This is a genomic window from Cellulosimicrobium sp. CUA-896 (genome assembly GCF_001942335.1).
Taxonomy (GTDB): domain Bacteria; phylum Actinomycetota; class Actinomycetes; order Actinomycetales; family Cellulomonadaceae; genus Cellulosimicrobium.
The window spans coordinates 37,099-56,486 of sequence record NZ_MKKH01000077.1; the positions used below are offsets into that span (position 1 = coordinate 37,099).

Consider the following 19,388-nt stretch of genomic DNA (forward strand, 5'->3'; position numbering starts at 1 on the left):
CCGGTCCCTCCCGAGGGGCCGGGCCTTCGCGCTGCTCGGGCCCGCGTCGCGCGGCCGCGGCGGTGGCCCCGGCGGTGGCCCCGGCGGTGACGTCCCGGGCGGCGCCGGCCTCAGGCGGTGCCGGTGACCATCCAGCGGGTGCCGCGGGCGCGGAGCCCCGTGGTGACGGCGCGTGCGGCCATGAAGACCCCCGCGAAGGCGAGCCAGAGCCACGCGAGCCCCGTCGCGCCGTCGGGCGCCCAGTGCCGGACGGCGAGCGCGAACGGCGCGTAGACCGCGAGCGTCACCATGCCGGCCCACGCGAGGAAGCGGCCGTCGCCGGCGCCGATGAGGACGCCGTCGAGGACGAAGACCCACCCCGCCATGGGCATGAGCGCGCCGCACACGGCCATGCCGAGCGCGACGGCGAGGCGCACCTCGGGGTCGGTCGTGAACAGCAGGGCGAACCACCAGCCGCCCGCCGCCATGACGACGCCGATGACGGCTCCTGCCGCGACGCCCCACTGGAGCGTGCGGCGCAGGACGGCGCGGACGCGGGGGACGTCGTCGCGCCGAGCCCGTGCCCGACGAGCGCCTGCGCAGCGATGGCGAGCGCGTCGAGCGCGAACGCGGCGAGCCCCCACACGGAGCTCACGACCTGGTAGCCCGCGAGCGTGACCTCGCCGAGGCCGGTGGCGACGAACACGGTGAGCAGGATCGCCAGCCGCAGGGACAGCGTGCGGACGAAGAGCGGGACGCCGGCCCGGGCGTGGCCCAGATGCCTCCTGCGGCGGGGCGCAGGGCGGCGCCGCGGCGTCGGGCGCCGCGGACGACGACCGCGACGAGGACGGCGCCCATGGTGAGCTGGGCGACGGCGGTGCCGATGCCGGAGCCCGCGATGCCGAGCCCGGCGCCGTAGACGAGCACGACGTTGAGGACCGCGTTGAGGGTGGCGCCGCCGGCGGCCACCCACAGGGGCGTGCGGGTGTCCTGGAGGCCGCGGAGCACGCCGGTGGACGCGAGGACGAGCAGCATGCCGGGCAGGCCGAGCGCGGACCAGCGCAGGTAGACGACGGCGTGGCCGGCGACGTCGCCCGTGCCGCCCATCGCGCCGACCGCCCACGGCGCGGCGATCCACAGGGCGGCGGCGAGCGCGACGCCGAGACCGAGCGCGAGCCACAGGCCGTCGACGCCGGACTGGAGCGCCTCACGCTCCTGTCCCGCACCGAGGCGGCGCGCGACCGCGGCGGTGGTCGCGTACGCGAGGAAGACGCACAGGCCGACCAGGGTGACGAGCAGCGTCGAGGCGAGCGAGAGGCCGGCGAGCTGGGCGGTCCCGAGGTGGCCCACCACGGCCGAGTCGACGAGGACGAACAGCGGCTCCGCGACGAGGGCGCCGAGCGCCGGGACGGCCAGCGCGAGGATCTGCCGGTCGAGCGCGGATCGCCGGCCACGGCCTGTGGATGGCTCGGCGCGGCGAGGCCCGGCGGGTGAAGGACGGGTGTCCGGCGGCGGGCCGGAGGGTCTCCGGCGTGTCGTCGGCGTGTCGTCGGACTTTCTTTCGTCCACACCCTTGAGGGTAGTGAATGCGCTGGTCACCGGCCGTGCCAGGAGTTGTACACAGGAGAATTCCCCAGTTGTCCACATGGTTGTCCACCGGGTGTGCACAGCGCGCGGCGGTGTGTCCACAGGATCGCGGGTGACTGTCCACGATCCTGTGCACAGGGCTGTTTGCCGTCCGCGCGATCCGGCCTCTACTGTCGCGGGGTCGTGTCTGCCGGGACGGGAGGCGCGGCCACCGGGACAGTCGTGTGGGTGGCCCGCTGTAGAACACGTGTACGACGCGGGTGAGGCCCGCTGCCGGGCCTGGTGGCCTCGGCGAGCCGGGGGAGCGAGGGGCGCATGTCGATCGAGGAGCTCGAGGACAGCTACGGGGGGTCCGGCCCGTCGTCGGCGTTCGACCGCACGCCGCCGCAGGACGTCGCGGCCGAGATGAGCGTCCTGGGCGGCATGCTGCTGTCGAAGGACGCGATCGCCGACGTCATCGAGCAGATCCGCGGCTCGGACTTCTACCGCCCCGCGCACGAGGTCATCTACGAGTCGATCATCGACCTCTACGGCCGTGGCGAGCCGGCCGACGCCATCACCGTCGTCGCGGAGCTGACGCGGCGTGGCGAGCTCCAGCGCATCGGCGGCGCCCCGTACCTCCACGACCTCATGGCCGGCGTCCCCACCGCCGCCAACGCCGGCTACTACGCCCGGATCGTGCGCGAGCGCGCGGTGCTGCGCCGCCTGGTCGAGGCCGGCACGCGCATCGTCCAGCTCGGCTACGCGACCGACGGCGGCGACGTCGACGACATCGTCAACAACGCCCAGGCCGAGGTCTACGCCGTCACCGAGCGGCGCACCACCGAGGACTACCTGCCGCTGTCGGAGATCCTCGGCCCCACGTTCGACGAGATCGAGGCCGCGCAGGGCCGCGGCGAGGGCATGACCGGCGTCCCGACGGGGTACTCCGACTTCGACCGCCTGACGAACGGTCTGCACCCGGGACAGATGGTCGTCGTCGCGGCGCGTCCGGCCATCGGCAAGGCTCTTGCCCTCGACACACCGCTCCCGACGCCGACCGGGTGGACGACGATGGGCGACGTCGCCGTCGGTGACCTGCTGCTCACGGCCGACGGGACGCCGACGGGTGTCGTCGCGGCCACCGACGTGATGGTCGACCGCCCCTGCTACGAGGTCGAGCTCGACGACGGCACGGTCATCGTCGCGGACGCGTGGCACCAGTGGGTCACGTCGACCCGTGCGCAGCGTCGCCGCGTGAGCAGCGGAGAGACGCCCGAGTCAGCGGTGCGCACGACGGAGGAGCTCGCCGCCACGGTGCGGTGTGCCACCGCCGACCAGCGCGCGAACCACTCGATCGCGACGACAGCCGCCCTCGCGCTCCCCGAGGCGGATCTGCCGATCCACCCGTACGCGCTCGGTGTGTGGCTGGGCGACGGCAGCTCCCGGCGCGCGGAGTTCACCTCCGCCGACCCCGAGATCGCGATGCGGATCGAAGGTCTCGGCTACGCGGTCGATCCGACGGACGGGCAGCTCCGCGCCCTGGGGATGCCGTCGACCGCCCACGTCCCCGCGGCGTACCTCCGGGCGAGCGAGAACCAGCGCCGTGAGCTCCTCGCCGGGCTGCTCGACACGGACGGGACGGTGAACCCCACCGGCAGCGTCCAGATCGCGTTGACCAACGAGCGTCTCGCGACGGACGTCCGCGAGCTGGTCCACTCGCTCGGTTACCGCACCGGCTGGTCGACGAAGTCGGTGAAGGGCCGGAGCGCGGCGTCGTCCACGGCGTACACGATCACGTTCACGACGGAGGACGACGTGTTCGCGCTGGAGCGCAAGCGCCTCGTCCACAAGGAACGTCGACGCCCCGGCACCGCACGGCTGACCTCACGGTTCGTCGTCGACGTGCGTCGGGTCGAGTCCGTGCCGGTGCGCTGCGTGGAGGTCGAGCACCCCTCTCACCTGTACCTCGCGGGCCGGTCGATGGTCCCGACGCACAACTCGGTGCTCGGCATCAACGTCGCGACGCACGCGGCGGTGCACCACCAGATGGCGTCCGTCATCTTCTCCCTGGAGATGAGCCGCAACGAGATCACGATGCGTATGCTCGCCGCCGAGGCGAAGGTGCCGCTGACCCGGATGCGCTCGGGAAAGATGGACGACGGCGACTGGCAGAAGCTTGCCGGCACGATGGGCAAGGTCGCCGAGGCGCCGCTGTTCATCGACGACTCGCCGAACATGTCGCTCATGGAGATCCGGGCCAAGTGCCGACGGCTCAAGCAGCGGCACGATCTCAAGCTCGTGGTCATCGACTACCTCCAGCTCATGTCGTCCGGGAAGCGCGTCGAGTCGCGTCAGCAGGAGGTCTCCGAGTTCTCCCGTGCGCTCAAGCTGCTCGCGAAGGAGCTGGAAGTCCCGGTCATCGCGATCTCGCAGCTGAACCGTGGTCCGGAGCAGCGCGGCGACAAGAAACCGCAGATGAGCGACCTGCGTGAGTCCGGCTGCTTCCCCGAGGACACGAAGATCCTGCGCGCCGACACGGGTGCCGAGACCACGCTGGGCGAGCTGTTCGCGCTCAACGCCAAGGACGTGCCGGTCTGGGCGCTCAACGACCGGCTCCAGTACGTGCGCCGTCACCTCACGCACGTGTTCCCCACGGGCGTGAAGCCGGTCTTCCGGATGCGCCTGTCCTCCGGCAAGGAGGTCGAGGCGACGGCGAACCACCCGTTCCTCACCTACGACGGCTGGACGGCCCTCGGCGATCTGGAGGTGGGCTCGCGCATCGGTGTGCCGCGCCACGTCCCCGGCCCGGAGAAGAACGTGGAGTGGGACGACCACAAGGTCGTCATGCTTGCGCACCTCCTGGGGGACGGCTCGTTCGTCGAGCGTCAGCCCATCCGGTACGCGTCGATCGACGAGCGGAACCTGTCGGCCGTCAGCGACGCAGCGACGGCGTTCGGGATCACACCGGTGCGGGACGAGTACGCCGCCGCGCGGTGCACCACGCTGCGGCTGCCGGCGCCGTACCGCCTGACGCACGGCAAGCGGAACCCGATCGCCGAGTGGCTCGACGACATGGGGCTCTTCGGCGCGCGAAGCCACGAGAAGTTCATCCCGACGAGCGTCTTCCACCTGCCCAAGCATCAGATCGCGCTGTTCATCAAGCACATCTGGGCGACAGACGGCTCGGTGACCGTGAACAAGAACGGCCGCGGCGGACGCATCTACTACGCCTCGACCTCGCGCGGGCTCGTCGACGGCCTGTCGCGGCTCCTGCTCCGGTTCGGCATCTCCACGCGCGTTCGTCGGACGACGCCCAAGGGCGCCTACCGGACCGGCTGGACGCTCGACGTCAGCGGTGTGGACGACCAGCGCCGCTTCCTCCAGGAGATCGGTGTCCACGGCGACCGCGGCGACACCGCCGAGAAGCTGTTGGCGATCATCCGGGACACGCGGCCGAACACGAACGTCGACACGGTTCCTCGCCAGGTCTGGGAGGACGTGCGCGAGCTGCTCGTGGAACGTGAGATGACGCAGCGGGAGTTTGCCGCGGCGATCGACACGCAGTTCTGCGGAAGCGCCCTGTGGAAGAGCGCTCCGTCGCGACACCGCCTGACCAAGATCGCGTCCGTCCTCGAGAGCGAGAAGCTCGAGATCATGGCGATGAACGACCTGCTGTGGGACGAGGTCGTCGCCATCGAACCGGTGGGGGAGAAGCAGGTGTTCGACGCGACCGTGGTCGACGCCCATAACTTCGTCGCGAACGGGATCGCGGCTCACAACAGCATCGAGCAGGACGCCGACGTCGTGATCCTCCTCCACCGCGAGGACGCGTACGAGAAGGAGTCGCCACGAGCCGGCGAAGCCGACCTCATCGTGGCGAAGCACCGTAACGGCCCGACGGACACCATCACCGTGGCGTTCCAGGGGCACTACCAACGCTTCGCCGACATGCAGATGTAGCGTCGTTCGGCCGCTGTGCCCAGTCGAGGATCACCGCGCTCCGAGCGCCGCCGAGAGATCGCGCCGGGAGGTGACGCCGAGCTTCCCGAAGACTTTGCGCAGGTGCCACTCGACGGTGCGCGGGCTCAGGAACATCGTCGCCGCGATCTCCGGGTTGGTGCGCCCCGCCATGGCGAGCCGGGCCACCTGCTCCTCCTGCGGTGTGAGCTCCTCCTCCGAGCCCGCGACCCGCTTGCGGACCGTCTCGCCCGTCGCCATGAGCTCCCGGCCGGCGCGCTCGGCGAACGCCACCGCTCCCATGGCGACGAACGCCTCGTGCGCGTCACGCAGCCGCTCCCGGGCGTCGACCCGCCTGCCCTCGCGTCTCAGCCACTCGCCGAGCAGCAGGTTCGCTCGTGCCACGCCCATCCCGACGCGACCGCGTCCGAAGTGCTCGACGGCAGCGATGTAGTGCGTCTCCGCAGTGCCGTCCCTCGCCGTCAGCGCCTGAGCGAGGGCCTGCGCGCCGAGCGCCCAGGGGGTCCCCGAGGCGGACGTCCGCACCGACAGCCGACCGGCCGCCTCCTGCGCGGCCTCGTGCTCGCCGAGCCGCACCGCTGCCTCGACGAGCTCGCCGAGGCTCCAGTGGTACATGGAGAGGTCTGTGTAGCGGGTCGCCTCCGCCGCGGACGCCATCGCCTGCTCGGGATCACCGAGACCGTTGTAGAGCACCGCTCGCGTGTACGCGGCGACGCCGAGAAGACGCCCGACGCCACGCTCGTGCGCGTCGCGGCGAAGCCTTCCGATCGCGTCGAGCGCCTCCGGTTCGCGCCCCAGGTGCGCCGCCATCACCGCCCCGGTGGCGAGGAACGTCTCGACGCCCGTGACCTGGCCCGTCGCGGACGACTCCTCCTGGAGCGCGCGTGCCTCGTCCAGCCGACCGGCGAAGACGAGCGCTCCCGCCCGGTACGACAAGGCGGCGGGCAGGATCGACAGCGTGCCGGTGGTCCGGGACCAGAGGACGGCCTGCCCGGTCACGCGGATCCACGACTCGAGGTCGTACAGCTCCATCGACACCATCGCGGCGAGCCACAGGAGGCGCAGGTCGTCGGTCGCGGTCAGGGTCTGGACCGCGCGGGACAGCAGCGGGAACCCGGTCGCCGGGCCGTCGAGGCCCCACCGTGTCAGGCCCTGGAGGAACAGGCCGGGTGCGTCGTCGGCGGTGGGCGCGGTGGCGGCGGCACGGGCGGACTCCTGCAGGGCCTCGGGTCGACCGAGACGCCCGGACCACAGCGCGGACCCGAGTGCGGCGAGATAGGTCTCGCGAGCCGCCGTGGGTTCGAGCGGGGCGAGCCGGGCGGCGGCCTCCAGCAGCGCCGTGCCCGCACCGAGGCCCGGGTTGAGCAGGTAGGCGGTCTGCGCGCGCAGCCGTGCGACCTGCGCGCGCTGCAGCCCGTCGAGCGGACCCCGCTCAGCGGTGACGAGAAGGCCGGAGACCGCGGCCGGCTCGCCGGAGTCGAGCCGGGCGAGCGCGGCGGACAGCGCCCGTCCTGCGCGTCGGGCCGGGTCCGGGCTCAGGACCACCGAGCGTTCGAGGAACGCCGCTGCCGCCGCTCGTCCGCCCCTGGCGAGCGCGCGGTCCGCCGAGGCCTCGAGCTCGGCGGCCACCGACTCGTCGGGATCGATCGTGGCGTGCGCGCGGTGCCAGGCGCGCCGGTCGGGTTCGAGCCGCGGGTCGGTCACCTCGGCGAGGGCGCCGTGGACACGCCGGAGGGTGCGCGGGTCCGCCGAGCGCCAGGAGGCGGAGCGGACGAGAGGGTGGCGGAACCGCACCCGAGGGCCGAGCTCCAGGAGCCCTTCAGCCTCGGCCGCCGCGGCTGCGGCGGGTGGGACACCGAGCACGTCGAGTGCGCGCAGGAGGAGCGAGGAGTCACCGACAGGCTCCACCGCGGCCGCCAGCACGGCCGTCCTCGCGTCCGGGCCGAGCGCGTCGAGCCGCCGCCGGAACCCCTCCTCGACCCGGCTGGTCAGTCGGCGGTCCCTGCTCTCGCCGAACCCGAACGCCAGCTCGGCGACGGGGACCCCCCGGGGAAGCTCGACGAGCGCCAGCGGGTTGCCCCGCGTCTCCGCGACGATCCGGTCGCGGACGGCAGCATCGATCGGCCCAGCGAGCGAGGACGTCAGCAGCGCGTGAGCGGCCTCGGCGTCGAGGCCGTCGACGACCAGCTCCGGCAGGCCGGTGAACGCGTCGTGGGCCGCAGGGGTGCGTGCCGCGACGACGAGGCCGACCGACTCCGCGTCGAGCCGGCGCGCCACGAACCCGAGGATCAGGGACGAGCTCCGGTCGAGCCACTGGGCGTCGTCCACCAGGCAGAGCAGCGGTGTGCCGGCTCCGGCCTCGGCGAGGAGCGCGAGCACCGCCATGCCCAGCACGAGCGGCTCGGGCGGTGCGCCCGACGCGAGACCGAAGGCGGTGCGCAGGGCGGTCGTGTGCACCTCCGAGAGCCGGGCTGCGTGCTGCATCAGCGGCGCGCACACCTGCTGCAGGGCGGAGTTCGCCAGCTCGGACTCCTCCTCGACCCCGGCGGCGCGCACCACCTCGACGGCGGTGGCTTGCGCGGCCGCGAGGTCCAGCAGGACGCTCTTGCCCACACCCGGTTCTCCCCGCACCACGAGCACCCGGCTGCGGCCGCCGCGCACGTCACGGAGCAGCTGGTCGAGGACGTCGCGCTCGCGCCGCCTGCCGTGCAGCTCCACCGGGGAGCCCGTTCCGACGCGTCGGCCGCCGCGGGCACCGGGCCGGTGCCGCAGCGGCTCTCGCGCCGTGGTCGAGGTGTCCATGCCGTCGACGCTAGGGGGCGGGGTCCCGGGTCGCGCCCGTGGGACTCACTGGTCTCGCCGGGCCGTTGCGCTCGCGCCTGGCCTCAGGCGACGGCCTGCAAGGGACCGCTGAAGGCCTTCCGGAAGGACGCCGGGGCGACGACGGGCAGGAGCGCCCCCAGCATCCTCGCCTTCAGGCCGTGCGGCGCCCGCGTCAGCTCGACGTCGATCCGGGTGCCCGTCCCCTGCGGCGTGAGCCGGAACACCCAGCCTCCTCCCGGGCCGAAGATCTTCGAGTCGAGGGTCGTGATGTCGACCTGGTTCCGCGTCGCGTCCCACTCGTAGTGGGCACGTTCCCAGGACGCCTCGGTGCCCTCGGTCACCTCGGCCCAGTTCTCGCCGATCCCGTGCACCTGGAAGTGCTCGGCGTCGATGGTGGGCCAGGCGTCAGGACGCCGGGGGGAGAAGTCCGTGAGGACGGCGAGCACCTCGGGCGCGCTCAGCGACGACGTGAGGTGGAAGCGGGCGGTGGGCATGATGTCTCCTTTCGTCACGACCGGGCAGGACGTCCGCCCGGTCCCTCCACCGTGGCGGCGGAGGACCGTGGGCCGCACCGGGGTGCGGCACTGGTCCGGTCCCTGGTCCCGCCCCGGCGGGACGCCGGTCACACGCCGAGCAGCCGGGACGCCTCGGCCGGGTTCGTGCAGTCGCGCCAGGCCGCGATCCTGCCGTCCCGGAGCTCGTAGACCGCGAGGTTGCGGATCGGTGCGAGGTCCCGGCCCGGGAGCGCGAGCCCGTGGATCTGCTCCGCGATCACGGTGTCGCCGTCGACCGCCTGGTTGAGGGTCTCGAACCGGACCCGCTCGAAGGTCCGGAAGACGCCCGCCCACAAGGAGACGAGTGCGCTGCGGCCCTGGAGCGGCGCGTCGCCGTAGTTCTCGAAGGTGACGTCGTCGGTGAGGTACGGCGTGAGACGGGAGGCTTCCCGCTGCTCGAACTCGGCCAGGAACGCGCGGATCGCCTCGTCGTTGCGCGCCTCACGGGCGCTCGGGTTGTCGGACACGGGGGCTTCCTCTCGGTGACGGGCGTCGGCCGCAGGGCGGCCTGACGCTCAGGCGGACGGTGTCGGGGCGGGCGTCGCGTCGTCCGCGGCACCCACGTCGCCGGTGCGTCCCGGTGGTCGGCGTGCTCGTCGTCGACGGGCGGCGCGGCACGGTCCCGCAGCGAGACGGCGCCGATCGCGAGCGCGAGGAAGCCCGCGGCGGCGAGCAGGGCACCCCTCGTGCCTGCGAAGGACTGCACGAGGACGAGCACCGCGATCCCCACCGAGGCGCCGAGCTGCACCGACGTCTGCACGACGCCGGCCGCGGCACCTGCGAATCGTGGTGCGACGGACGACATGACGGTGATGTTCACGCCGTAGTAGACGACCCCTGCACCGAGCCCGGTCGTCACCATGCCCAGGACGAGCAGCACGGACACGGTCCCGGACGGTGCGGCGATCGCGAGAGCCGCCATCCCGGCCACGGCCAGTCCGAGGCCCGTGCTCAGCACCTTGCGGACCCCGAACGCGCGGACGAGCCTGCTGGCCGACAGCGCGCTGGCCAGCTGCGGGGCGGTGAAGACGACGAAGAGCGCTCCGATCGCGATCGGGGCGAGCCCGAGGCCGGTGCCGAACAGCTGCGAGAGGAAGAAGACCACCCCGGTGAGAGCGCCCGCCGCGGGCCCGTTGGCGAGGAAGGCGCCTACGACGCTCCGACGGGCGAAGAGCGCCACGGGGACCAGCGGCTCGGCTGCCGACCGCAGGCGGAGCACGAGTCCGGAGACCGCGACGACGGCGACGGCCAGGCCGACCACGACCACGGTCCCGACGCGGTGCGTGCCGGCGAGCTGGACGAAGGCGAGCACGACGCCCACCGTGCCCGTGATGGTGAGCACGGCGCCCGGCAGGTCGAGCCGGTGCCTGTCCGGGGAGCGCAGGGCGGGGACGAGGACGGGCGTCAGGACCAGCAGCGCGATGCCGAGCGGCACGTTGAGCCAGAAGATCCAACGCCAGTCCAGCCACTGCACGACCACCCCGCCGAGGATCATCCCGAGCGAGAAGCCGACCCCGAGCACGACGCTGAACCAGCCCAGGGCCTTCGCGCGCGCGTGCCCGGTGAAGCTGTGGGTCACGATCGCGAGCACCGCGGGGGACGCCACTGCCGCACCCACGCCCTGGAGGGCGCGTGCCGCGACGAGGGAGCTCGGGTCCCAGGCGAGTCCCGCGACCCCCGATCCGATCGTGAAGACGGCGAGACCGACCAGCAGCGTCCGGCGCCGTCCGATCACGTCGCTCAGTCGACCCCCCACGATGAGCAGCCCGCCGTAGGTCAGCAGGTAGGCGTTGACGACCCAGGAGAGCGTCGCGGCGCTGAAGCCGAGGTCCGCCTGGATGCGGGTCAGTGCGACGTTGACGATCGCCGTGCTGATGGTGACGAGGAGCGTCGTCGCGAGGACGACCGGGAGGAGCTCCCGCGACGGCGCGCGGTCGACGGTCGGGTCCACGGGCATGGTGTGCTCCAGGTGGGTCGCGCGGACGGGAGCGCCCGCGAGGTCGCGTGCCGGGGGGCGTGGGTCGCGGGTCTCACGCACCGTGGACCTCGAGGTCCGGGGCCCAGTTGTCGAGAGGTTCGAGCCGCAGGCGGGTCAGCACCATCGACGCGATGCGCCAGTGACCGTCGACCTTGCGGTAGGTCTCGCGGTAGTGGCCGTACCCGCGGTGGCCCTGAGGGGCGTCGGGTCCGGCGCGGAACGGCAGCACGTCCTCCATGGCCCACACGGCGGTCGCGGTGTCCGGGCCCGTGATCTCGATCTCGGGCATGTGCCCGTGGTGCGCGGTGGCGCGCCGCCGACCAGCGACCCGACGGTCGCGACGAACTGCTCGGGCGAGCTCCACTCGACGCCGTCGGTCACGAGGTGGGCGTCCGGGGTGAAGACACCGAGCAGGTCGTCCGGGCGTTTCTCGTCGACGTACCGGAAGTACCTCGCCTTGAGGGCGCCGATCTGCTCGACCGCCTCCAGCCGCGCGACGCGGTCGGCGAGGGCGTCCCGCTCGGTCCCGTGGACGGCGAGCGAGTCGTCGCCGCGGAGGAAGTCGAGGACGTCCCTGCTGAACGCCTCAGGGTGCTGGAAGAGGACGCCGTGCCCGGCGTCGCCGTAGAGGATCGTCCGCGCGTGCGGCAGACGCTGCGCCATGGCGAAGCTCGCGTACGCGGGGATCATGACGTCGTGGACGCCGTTGACGACGAGCGTCGGCGTCGCCAGGGTGCCGAGCAGGTCGAGGTTGCCCTCGAAGCTCCGGATGGTCTCGATCTGGGCGCGGACCGCCTCGGGCGAGACCTCGGCGTGCCCGGGATCGGCGAGGCGCCGGTCGAGGCGGCGAAGCGACCTGCGCCCGGCGTCGCGAGCGGCGTCGTCCTCGGGGAAGAACAGGAGCAGGAAGTCCTCGTCCGTGTTCTCCTCACGGAATGCCGCCTCCCAGACGCGGTCCTCGGTGGGCGGCAGCCCGGGGAAGGTGCCGCCGGGACCGCTCCCGACGACGACGAGCCGGTGCACCCTCGCCGGGCGGAGGAGCGCCACGCACTGCGCGACGTACCCGCCCATGGACCAGCCGAGCAGGTCCACCGTCGTGAGCCCGAGCGCGTCGAGGAAGTCGGTCGCGCCGCGGGTGAGGCCTTCCACCGACCGGGGAGGCGTGCCCGAGGAACGCCCCGTGCCCACGTTGTCGAAGACGATGACGTCGCGCTCGGCCGCGAGCAGGTCCAGCAGGTAGGGGTCCCAGTGGTCGATCGTCCCGCGGAAGCGCAGCGTCAGCACGAGCGGGACACCGCCCCGCACGCCGAACCTGCGGTAGGCGTACCTCGCGAGCTCGCCGTCGACCCACCGGGTCTCGGCACGTTCCGACTCGTACAGCGTCATGGTGTCCTCGTCCTCTCTCGCCGGCAGGGCCGGGTCCTCGGCGGCCGTCCGGCCGCTCCGTGTCACGAGGCTCGCTCGGGAGTCCTGCCCGTGGGACCCGTGTCTCCGACTGGTCGTGCACCCGGTCGGGCGACGGGCGCGGTCGTCCTCCACGAGCCGGACGTGTCTGCCGCGCGGACCTCCGCACACGTCCGCGGACCTCCGCACACGTCCGCGGACCTCCGCACGCGTCCGTGCCAGGGGTTCTCACGGGCGCGACGTGGCCGCGGCGCGGCCGAGACTCGGTGTACCGGTCGACCGTCGGCCGGACCGGACGAGAGGAGTTCTCGATGAGCACCCAGATGGACGAGCCCGTCGTCGCCGGCACCGCCGCCACGCCAGCGGTCGGCGATCCGGCGTTCGCGTCGAAGCTCGAGGTCGTCGTCATCCCGGTCGCGGACGTGGACCGCGCGAAGGCGTTCTACGAGCGCCTCGGCTGGACGCTCGACGTCGACCTCGCCGTGGCGGCCGACTACCGGGTCGTGGAGTTCACACCGCCCGGGTCACCCGCGTCGATCATCTTCGGGACGGGGGTGACCCGCGCCGAGCCGGGGTCGGCCACGGGCCTGCACCTGGTCGTCCCCGACATCGAGGCCGCGCGAGCCGTCCTGGTCGCACGAGGCGTGGCGACCAGCAAGATCTTCCACGAGGCGACCGGCGTGTTCCACCACGAGGAGGAGGAGCGGCGGGAGCCGGGTCTCGCGCCGGAGCGTCGCTCGTACGGCTCCTTCCTGGCGTTCGAGGACCCGGACGGCAACACGTGGTACGTCCAGGAGGTCACCGTCCGCATCCCTGGCCGGATCGTCCAGACCCGCTACGACTCGCCGGCCGAGCTGGCCGTCGCGCTGCGTGCTGCGGCCGTGGCGCACGGGCGCCACGAGGAACGGATCGGGCACGAGGACCCGGAGTGGCCGACGTGGTACGCCGAGTACATGGTGCGTGCGGCGGCGGGCCAGGAGCTGCCTGAGTGAGTGACGGTCTGGACCCGGTCGAGCGGCTCGAGGCCACCGAGGCCGTCAGGCGCTTGCAGGCACGCCTGTGCCGTGCCGCGGGCGAGCGCGTCTGGGCCGACGTCGACCGGTGCTTCTGCGGGGACGGACAGCTGCGCGGGTACCGACCCGACGGCGAGCTGGCGTGGTTCGCCGACGCCCCCGACATCGGGACGTCGGTCGGGCTGGAGGTGGGCCCGGGCACGCTGTCCGTCCACGCGTTCGGGGAAGAGCTGGTGGTGCACTCGCCGACGCGCGCCGAGGGCATGTGGACCGTCGAGGGCGTGCTCGTCCGCCCGGACGGCACGGTGCGGCGGGACCTCGGGTACGCCCACCAGACCTATCACCGGCACGACGGTCGGTGGCTGGTCCGGTCCGCCGAGTTCCGAGGGCGGCACCTCGAGCGCTGACCGGCTCCCGCCGGGCCGCCGCCGGTATCATCGGCCGACATGGGGCAGCTCGATCCCCCGAGGACGCTGGTCGGGCGCCGGCGCGAGACCGACCGCCTCGACCGTCTCGTGGCGAGCCTGAGAGGCGGTCAGTCCCGGGCGCTCGTCGTCCGCGCCGACGCAGGCATGGGCAAGACCGCGCTGCTCGAACGGACGGCGGTCGCCGCGTCCGGCGGGTGCCGTGTGCTCCGGGCGGCGGGCGTGGAGTCCGAGCGGGAGCTTCCGTACGCGGGCGTCCACCGCCTGTGCGCGCCGCTGCTCGACGGCCTCGACGCACTCCCCGAGCCGCAGGCCACAGCGCTGGGGGTCGCGCTCGGGCTGCGCGCCGGGCCGGCACCCGACCGGTTCCTCGTCGGCCTGGCGGTGCTCAGCCTGCTCAGCGGTGCCGCCGAGCGTCAGCCCCTGCTGTGCCTGGTCGACGACGCCCAGTGGCTCGACCAGGCGTCGACGCAGGCGCTGACGTTCGCGGCGCGTCGTCTGGCGGTCGAGTCGGTCGGCATGGTGTTCGCGGTGCGCGAGCCGGTCACCGAGGGGTTCACCGGGATCGAGGAGCTCGTGGTCACCGGGCTCGAGGACGTCGACGCCCGACGACTGCTCGACAGAGGCCTCACCGGACCGGTGGACGAGGGCGTACGTGCGCGACTCGTCGCGGAGGCGCACGGGAACCCCCTCGCGCTCATCGAGCTGTCCGACGGCACCACCGTGCTCGAGCTCGCCGGCGGATACCGCTCGAGCGGTCCGGCCGGGGTGATCGGACGGATCGAGGGGAGCTTCGCCCGCCGCATCGGCGAGCTCGGTCCGCGGACGAGGACGGCGCTCCTGATCGCCGCCCTCGAACCCGTCGGCGACCCGACGCTGGTTCTCGCCGCGGCCGGCACCCTCGGCATGGACGCGGACGCCTTCGCCCCGGCGATCGAGGACGGCCTCGTCGAGCTCGGCGCACGGCTCCGGTTCCGTCACCCGCTGGTCCGCTCCGCCGCGGTCCGCTGCGCGTCGGGCGACGAGCGGCGGGAGGCGCACCGTGCCCTGGCCGCGGTGACGGACGAGCAGACCGAGCCGGACCGCCGGGCGTGGCACCGCTCCGAGGCGGTCGTCGGGCTGGACGAGGAGGTGGCCGCCGAGCTGGTCGCCTCGGCCCGGCGCGCCCGCGCGCGCGGCGGGGCGGCCGCCGCTGCCGCGTTCCACGCCCGGGCGGCGGAGCTCACCCCCGACCGCACCACCCGCTCGCTGCGGGCGCTGACCGCCGCGGAGGACACGTTCCGGGCGGGGTCGATGCACGAGGCGTCGCGGCTCCTCGAGCTGTGCGAGCCGGATCTGCTCGACGCCGCCGCGGGGGCACGCGCCGACCTCGTGCGTGCGCGCATCGTGTTCAGCACGACGCGCGGGCGCGAGGCGCCGCCGCTGCTTCTCGCCGCCGCCCGCGCCCTGGAGGTCCACGACGGCGCCGCCGCCGTCACGACCTATGCCGAGGCCCTGCTCGCCGGGCTCAGCGCCGGCTCGTCCGCGCGCGAGGGAGGTGGCGTGGGGGACGTGGCGGCGGGCATCCTCGGTGCGCGGCTCGCAGAGCCTCTCGACGACGAGTCACGCCTGATGGCCGACGCGCTGCGCGGGCTGGCGGTGCTCGTCCGCGACGGCTACGCCGCCGCGGCCCCCGGCCTGAAGAAGTCGCTCGCGGCGTTCCTCGACCGCGCGGGTCGCGGCGAGCCCGGCTCCGACGCACCGCTGCGCTGGCTGCCGCTGGGCTGCCTCGTCGCGCGCGTGCTGCTCGACGACGTGGCCTCCGACCGGCTCAGCCGAGCGTTCGTCGAGACGAGCCTGCGCGGGGGAGCGTTCTCCACCCTGCCGCTCGCGGCAGCGGAGCGGATCGTCTTCCTCCTGATGGCGGGGCGCATCGTCGACGCCGAGGACCTCTTCACCCAGGCGCGTGCGGTCATCGCCGCGACCAGCGCTCCCGAGTCGATGTACCGGCGGGGGTGGATCGCGAGCTTCCGGGGAGACGTCGCGGCCAAGGCCGAGTTCACCGAGCGGTGGCGCGACCGCGTCGTCGAGCGGGGTGAGGCGCAGTGGCTGCTGACGGTCGCGTGGCTCGACGGTTTCCTCTTCGACTCGCTCGGCCGCTACGAGGAGGCGCTCGACTCGGTCGGTCGAGCCGACGGGCACCCGTTCGACATCGGCATGTCGGCATGGGCGCTCTCGGAGCACGTGGAGGCAGCGGTGCGGGCCGGCGCACCCGGACGGGCCGCCGCACCGCTCGCCCGGCTCCGGGAGCAGGCCGAGGCCATGGGTACCGACTGGGCGGTGGGTCTCGCCCGCCGCGCGACGGCGCTCGCCTCCGCGGACGACGACGCCGAGGCCGCCTACGCGGAGGCCGTCGACCGGCACGGGCGCACGCGGGCGGCCACGGCGCACGCGCGCTCGCAGCTCGTGTACGGGGAGTGGCTCCGGCGCCAGGGCAGGCGGGTCGACGCGCGCGGCCAGCTGCACGCAGCGTACGAGGCGTTCGCCGCGATGGGTGCCCACGCGCTCGCCGAGCGCGCACGCCGGGAGCTGTCGGCCACCGGCGAGGTGGTGCACCGGACCGGCGCCGGTCCGGGGAGCGAGCTCACGGCGCAGGAGCGGCAGATCGCCCGGCTCGCGTCGACCGGTAGCACCAACCCCGAGATCGGCGCTCTGCTCTACCTCAGCCCGCGCACCGTCGAGTGGCACCTGCGCAAGGTGTACACCAAGCTCGGGGTGTCCTCGCGGCGACAGCTCGCGCCTGCGCTGACGGAGCGGTGAGCGGCAGCTGCACTCACGGCCCGGCCAGGTCTCGGGCGGCTCGCGCTGCGCCCGGCCCGTAGGTGACCAGGGACCTGCCCGGGGTACCGGCACGGTGGAGGTACCGGTGCGCCGGGTGCCGGTGCCCGACGACGGTGGCTGCATGGACACCACCCCATCACCCCAGGCCTCATCCGTTGCGGCACATCGTGCCCTGTCCGGACGGTTCGCCGCCCGACTCGTCGCAGTCCTCGGAGCGCTCGCGGTCCTGCTGTCCTGCTGGACCTCGGTCGCAGCGCCGAGCCACGCGCGCGACCGCGGCCCGGCGTCGCCCGAGGTGTCGACCTCCGTCCGCATCGACTCCGGACGGCTCCAGGGGCTCGCCACGGTCGACGGCGTGGAGTTCCGCGGCGTCCCGTACGCGGCGCCCCCGACCGGTGACCTGCGCTGGGAACCTCCGCAGCCCGTCGCGCCCTGGTCCGGCGTACGGGGTGCCGAACAGTACTCGCCGGTCTGTCCCCAGGCCCCACCGAGCCCCAACGGTCAGAGCGAGGACTGCCTCACCCTGAACGTCACGGTGCCGCAGGGCACCACGACCGCCGCGAGGCTGCCCGTGATCGTGTGGATCCACGGCGGTGGGTTCGAGCTCGGCGAGGGTGCCGACTACGAGGCGGCCGACCTGGCGCGCAAGGGCGCGGTCGTGGTCACCGTCAACTACCGGCTCGGGCTCCTCGGGTTCCTCTCCCACCCGGCGCTGGCCGACAAGCCCGGCGGGCCGAGCGGCAACTACGGGCTCATGGACCAGCAGGCCGCGCTCCGCTGGGTCGCGCGGAACATCGGCCGGCTCGGCGGTGATCCCGGCAACGTCACCATCGCGGGACAGTCGGCCGGCGGCCTCTCCGTGGCGATGCAGCTCGCGTCGCCGGGGGCGAAGGGCCTCTTCCACCGCGCGGTGATCCAGAGCGGGGCGTTCGCACCCGTGCAGAAGTCCCTCGCCCGGGCGGAGCAGGAGGGCCGGGCGGCGGCCGAGGCCGTGGGCTGCCCGGACCAGAGCTCGCAGTGCCTGCGCGAGGTCCCCGTCGAGACCCTCGTGGCGAACCAGCCGCTGTCGATCACACCCGGAGTCGTCGACGGTGCGGTGCTCACGCGGTCGGTCGGCAACGCTCTCGCCACAGGCCGCTTCAACCGGGTGCCGATCATCAACGGCGTCAACACCCAGGAGAACCGCCTCTTCACGACGCTCGGCCTGAGCGTCACCCGCGGGGCGACGGCAGTCCTGCCCGGGCCGGTCACCGCGGAGAGCTACGAAGCCACGATCGCGACGAACTTCGGAGTGAGCGCGCGGACCGCGTCGTTCGTGGCGAAGGCCTACCCGCTGTCGCGGTATCCGTCGCCCGCTCAGGCCTTCAGCGTGCTGAACTCCGACGCGAACTTCTCGTGCCCCGCGTTCGTGCTCGATGCAGCGGCCGCCACGTGGGTGCCGACGTTCGCCTACGAGTTCAACGACGCGCAGGCACCGCGGCTGTTCGCTCCCGACACGCTCGGGGAGCCGTACGCGGCGACCCACCAGTCGGAGCTCGCCTACCTGTTCGACCAGCCGAACGCACCACTGCCGGGCGAGCTCTCGCCCACCCAGCGGCAGCTCGCCTCGGCCATGCAGGAGGCATGGGTGACGTTCGCCCGGACCGGGTCGCCGTCGACCCCCGAGGTGCCGTGGCCGAGGTTCGACCTGCGCAGCCGACAGGTGCTCTCGCTCGACGACCCGGCACCGTCCGTGGAGCGCGGCTTCGCGGCCGACCACCGGTGCGGGGTGTGGGCAGCCGTCGCCCTCTTCGGGACGACGGGCTGACGGAACGGCCCCGTCGGACCGGTGCCGTGCCTCGAGGCCGGCGCCGGTCCGGCGTCCCGTCCGGCAGACGACCGGGCCGCGTCGGCGGCACCGCAGCAACGACACGCAGAACCGAGAAGAAGGAGCAGAACGATGAGCACCACTACTCCCGTCGTCGTGCTGGTGCACGGCGCGTTCGCCGAGTCCTCGTCCTGGGACGGTGTCGTGACGCACCTGCGCCGCCGAGGCGTCGAGGTGATCGCCGCGGCCAACCCGCTGCGGAGTCTCGCGGGCGACGCGGCCTACGTCCGCGACGTCGTCACGTCCGTCGGGAGGCCGGTCGTCCTCGTCGGGCACTCGTACGGCGGATCGGTGATCACGGAGGCCGCGTCACGCAGCGAGCTCGTCGCCGGGCTCGTCTACGTGGCCGCCTTCGCGCCCGAGACCGGTGAGAGCGCGCTCGAGCTGTCGAACAGCGAGCCGGGCAGCACCCTCGGGGACGCGATCGTGAGACGAGAGCTGGCCGGCGGCGGCGCCGAGCTCTTCGTCCGGCCCGAGCTCTACCCGGAGCAGTTCGCGGCGGACGTGCCCCGCGCCGCCGCCGAGCTGATGGCGGTGAGCCAGCGCCCCGCCGCCGAGGGGGCGCTGGCCGACGGACTGCCCACGGGTCGACCGGCATGGATGACGATCCCGTCCTGGTCCGTCTTCGGTACCGCCGACCGCAACATCCCGCCGGCCGTGCTGCGAGCAGGTGCGGCCCGAGCAGGCGCGCGGACGGTCCGGGAGATCGACGGTGCCTCGCACGCGATCGCGGTCTCGCACCCGCAGGAGGTCGCCGAGGTCGTCCTCCTGGCCGTGGACGCCGCACGCTCGGCGCGCGGAGCCGTGGCGTGACGCGCGGGGCTCGCACGAGGCGACGGGACCGTCGTGCCGCAGCGGTCTACGCGGCTTCTCTGCGCCGTGCGGATCCGGACGGACCGATCACCGACCGCGAGGTGCGCACGCTCGAACGACTCTCGCCCGAGGGTTTCGACCTCGTGCTCCGTCGGTTCGAGGCCG

The 19,388-nt window shown here is 73.6% G+C and carries 9 protein-coding genes and 3 pseudogenes; 6 read left to right on the top strand and 6 right to left on the bottom strand.

Annotation, left to right across the window (positions count from 1 at the left end):
* Positions 1-110: 110 nt before the first annotated feature.
* Positions 111-1,404 (bottom strand): annotated as a pseudogene (locus BJF88_RS16545) (MATE family efflux transporter).
* Between the two features lie 585 nt (positions 1,405-1,989).
* Here BJF88_RS16545 and BJF88_RS16550 point away from each other — a divergent pair.
* Positions 1,990-5,508: a replicative DNA helicase gene (locus tag BJF88_RS16550; RefSeq protein WP_369824661.1), complete on the top strand. Its 3,519-nt coding sequence runs from the start codon at positions 1,990-1,992 to the stop codon at positions 5,506-5,508.
* Positions 5,509-5,538: 30 nt separating this feature from the next.
* Here the strand turns inward: BJF88_RS16550 and BJF88_RS16555 are convergent, their stop codons facing one another.
* The 5 genes and pseudogenes from BJF88_RS16555 to BJF88_RS18620 all read right to left on the bottom strand — a co-directional run bounded on the left by BJF88_RS16555 (position 5,539) and on the right by BJF88_RS18620 (position 12,267).
* A complete protein-coding gene (locus BJF88_RS16555; protein ID WP_083649224.1) occupies positions 5,539-8,328 on the bottom strand; it encodes a BREX system ATP-binding domain-containing protein in 2,790 nt (929 codons plus the stop codon).
* Positions 8,329-8,411: 83 nt separating this feature from the next.
* The gene (locus BJF88_RS16560) at positions 8,412-8,843 is read right to left on the bottom strand and encodes a hypothetical protein (RefSeq protein WP_075829593.1); all 432 of its coding nucleotides are present in this window, start codon (positions 8,841-8,843) and stop codon (positions 8,412-8,414) included.
* A 128-nt stretch (positions 8,844-8,971) separates the two neighbouring features.
* Complete coding sequence (locus BJF88_RS16565; protein ID WP_075829594.1) at positions 8,972-9,370, bottom strand: nuclear transport factor 2 family protein; 399 nt, start codon at positions 9,368-9,370, stop codon at positions 8,972-8,974.
* A gap of 80 nt (positions 9,371-9,450) precedes the next feature.
* Positions 9,451-10,860 (bottom strand): annotated as a pseudogene (locus BJF88_RS22580) (MFS transporter); the annotation flags it as partial.
* Positions 10,861-10,933: 73 nt separating this feature from the next.
* Positions 10,934-12,267 (bottom strand): annotated as a pseudogene (locus tag BJF88_RS18620) (alpha/beta fold hydrolase).
* A 329-nt stretch (positions 12,268-12,596) separates the two neighbouring features.
* Here BJF88_RS18620 and BJF88_RS22585 point away from each other — a divergent pair.
* The 5 genes from BJF88_RS22585 to BJF88_RS16605 all read left to right on the top strand — a co-directional run bounded on the left by BJF88_RS22585 (position 12,597) and on the right by BJF88_RS16605 (position 19,223).
* Positions 12,597-13,277: a VOC family protein gene (locus BJF88_RS22585; RefSeq protein ID WP_255372121.1), complete on the top strand. Its 681-nt coding sequence runs from the start codon at positions 12,597-12,599 to the stop codon at positions 13,275-13,277.
* On the top strand, positions 13,274-13,705 hold the full coding sequence (locus BJF88_RS16590; RefSeq protein WP_075829596.1) for a nuclear transport factor 2 family protein: 432 nt from the start codon (positions 13,274-13,276) through the stop codon (positions 13,703-13,705). Before BJF88_RS22585 ends, BJF88_RS16590 begins: the two co-directional genes overlap by 4 nt.
* 39 nt (positions 13,706-13,744) lie before the next feature.
* Positions 13,745-16,522: a LuxR family transcriptional regulator gene (locus BJF88_RS16595; RefSeq protein ID WP_075829597.1), complete on the top strand. Its 2,778-nt coding sequence runs from the start codon at positions 13,745-13,747 to the stop codon at positions 16,520-16,522.
* A 316-nt stretch (positions 16,523-16,838) separates the two neighbouring features.
* Positions 16,839-18,350, top strand: coding sequence for a carboxylesterase/lipase family protein (locus BJF88_RS16600; RefSeq protein WP_075829598.1), 1,512 nt, complete (start codon positions 16,839-16,841; stop codon positions 18,348-18,350).
* A gap of 132 nt (positions 18,351-18,482) precedes the next feature.
* Complete coding sequence (locus BJF88_RS16605) at positions 18,483-19,223, top strand: alpha/beta fold hydrolase (protein WP_075829599.1); 741 nt, start codon at positions 18,483-18,485, stop codon at positions 19,221-19,223.
* Positions 19,224-19,388 lie beyond the last annotated feature (165 nt).